This window comes from Methanosphaera sp. DEW79, assembly GCF_003266085.1.
GTDB lineage: Archaea > Methanobacteriota > Methanobacteria > Methanobacteriales > Methanobacteriaceae > Methanosphaera > Methanosphaera stadtmanae.
On the sequence record NZ_MUZW01000007.1, the window covers coordinates 1 to 3,318 of the forward strand.

Genomic DNA, 3,318 nt, shown 5'->3' on the forward strand with positions numbered 1-3,318 from the left:
CTACCAATAGTATCAATAGTAATAATAGAATCTATTTTTTCAACATCAAATGTTGTTTCATTATCAGATCCATTATATATCTCTGAACCTTCATATTTAGCTGTTACAGTGTATGTCTTAGCAGTACTTGGAGCAGTAAATTCTACTCTAAATGTACCATCAGTTCCAGTGGTTACATTTTTACTTTCATTATTAACTGTTACACATACATTAGCATCAGTAATTGGGTTATTTGTATTATTTGTTACTTTACCAGTTATAACAACACTAGCATTAATTTTGACATTTTCAATGTTATCTATGATTAAAGTTGAATTTAGTTTTTCAACAGTTAAGGTTGCTTGTGTAGATGATGGGGCATAATAATTATCACCAATAAATTTGATGTCTACTGGAATATTATTATCAACTTTTGTTGCTGTATAAATAAATGTATATCCACCAGTACTGTTAGTTTTTGTTGTGTTGATTAGATCCTCAATAGTCATTACTATTGTAACATCTCTTATAGGATTTCCATTAATATCTTTGAGTGTACCTTTAATTGTTATATCATTATTTACTACTGTAATAATAATAGGTGTTTCTACATCAATAGTACTTTTTGTTTTTACATACAAGTTTATACTATCATCACATTCATCATACAGCTCTGAACCTTTATATTCTACAGATACTGTATATGTTTTTGAAGCATCAGGTGTTGTGATAGTTTTGATATAATTACCATTTTCATCAGTAGTTGTGGTGTATGTTTGACCATCAATTGTTATATGTACTGTAGCATCTGGAATACCAACATTTAAATTATAATCTACAGATAATTTACCAGTTATATTAATTTCACTGTTGGGATCAACATTATCTATTTCATCAACTGAAATTTTAGAGCCTATCTTTTCAACTATAAACCATGTACTAGCATAGGTTTCTAGATATTCATCATCACCTGCATATGAAACATGTACATTAATGTGATCAGATGTCTTTGTTGTTTTAAATGAATAAGAATATTCACCATTTTCATTAGTTTTTACAGAAACCTCATCCATATCATCTACTTTTATTTTTATAGTAGCATCAGCAATAGCATGGTTATCTATATCTTTAAGTGTACCATTAATAGTCATATTTCTTGTTACCATAACAACATCCATTGGTTCATTAACTGTTAGAGTAGTTTCTATTTTACCTATAGCTAATGTTATTGTTTCTTGGGATGCATCGTATATTTCTGTACCATTATACCTAGCAGTTAGAACATATTTACCATTCTCAGATGGTGTTGTAATAGTTACATTAAATAAACCATCACTATTGGTTGTTACATTATATTCTTTATTATTAAATGTTACACTTATATTTGCATTAGATATGGCCTTGTTATTATTATCTTTGAGAGTTCCATTGATTGTTATATCTACATTAGTTGATAACATATCTGTTGGATTGTTAATAGTTAATATGGTTTCAGTTCTAAGTATAGTAAAAGGTACTTCAGCAGAACAATTTTCATAACGTATTGTACCATTATATGTAACTAGTATAGTTGCATTATCAACAAATTTTAATATTTTTAAACGATCTGATCCTTTACCATTATTCATTGAAATTATTTTTCCAACAGATGCTGAAGAATTCAGAGTTACTTTTGAACTTAAAAGATTACCCTCTTCATCAGTTAGTGTAATATTAACATATATATAATCACCAACATGAAGAGAATCAGGACTTATTATTACATTCAAGAATGTTTTATCTCTTGGAAGACCTTTATTATCATGTACTGAATTGTTTTGACCATCAATTATACTTACTGCTTCATCACCATAATAACTTTTTGAACCTAACTCATTTCCAGATACATTATTATTATTACATTCAGTTAAAACTACAGCATATTCATCTGTAACATTTACTTTGTTTCCAATTATTGTAAGATTTCTATATTGTTTAGCAGTTATACCAGATCCATTTACTGTAACAACTTTATTATTTTTAATTGTATTATTAAAGCATAGTTGTGCATATATCCCTCCAGATATTGCTGGGAAATAATCAGCAGTAGTTCCAGTATTATTTGTTTGTGCTGTAATATATATTATATTATCTTCAACTGAAAGACCATTACCAGTTATAACAATTCCTGTTGGATTTATACCAGAAGCATTTATTCTATTTCCCTTTATGAGAGTATTTGTTCCACCATAATGTTCAATTCCATAAACATTGTTTCCTGAAACAACAATGGTGTTATTTATAACTGTGTTGTTTATAAGTTCTCCTCCACTTGGATACTCAGCAGGAGGATAATTTCCGCCAATATATCTACGATCTTCTATTACAATAGGATATCCACTGTCTTCAGCTACAGAACTACTACTATTTGAAGAAACTAATGTAATAGTATTGTTTGCAACAGTGTTATTTTGTAGATACCCACCTGTAAGATAAATACCTGCAGTATATCTTTGACCATTGATTTGAAATGTGTTGTTAGATATGTTGTTATGACTAGAGTATGAAGTACAAAGCATTCCATATAAATATTTTTCACCAGAAAGATTAATATTATTATTAGTAAATTGTGCATGACTAGATGAGAACATAATAGCATTTAATGTAGCATAACTATTTCCATCATCCTTACTTACACTTATTGTAATATTATTACTATCAAATATTATTCTTCTGTTATTAGTTGCTCTTGCAAAAGTAAATTCTTCTCCAATTCTAATAGGTACAACTTTTGGATCTACTGTACCTAACCAGCCTCCTTCAAAATACTGGGCAAAATTTAAGAAATTTGCAGGTGCAGATATATTTATTTTAGAATTTTTAAAAATCATAACTGGATCTATACTATCTTCAGTACCAGTAGTAAATTCTATTAATCTAAGATTATTTTCTGGAAAATCTGCTACATTTGCATTAAAAGTACAATTTTCTACTGTAGCATTATAATAACCACCAGTAGTTTCACCTCTAAATAATTGGCGTTCATCAGTATATTGGAATGTTATATTTGCTACTTTAGTATTATTACCATGATCTGTATTTAACCATAATGTAGAGTAGGATGTTGGATTATCTTTACCTACATAAGTAATTGATCCTGAAAATTTTATAAGATTTACTCTTTTTAGTATATTAAAAGCTTTTTGATCAATAAGAAAAGTTTTTCCTGCATTTGCATCTAATATTTCATCAGAAATTTCAGCTGAAGAAGGATCATCATCATCCCATGACCAATAATTTCTAACATTAGCTCCTGTAATTTCAACTACATTACTATCATCTTTTTTAACAGATTTTGTT

General features: G+C 28.3%; 1 protein-coding gene. It reads right to left on the reverse strand.

The annotated features are described in order from the left end of the window. On the reverse strand, window positions 1-3,318 hold a 3,318-nt coding region (locus tag BZ132_RS00755), incomplete at both ends, for a carboxypeptidase regulatory-like domain-containing protein (protein WP_286940120.1).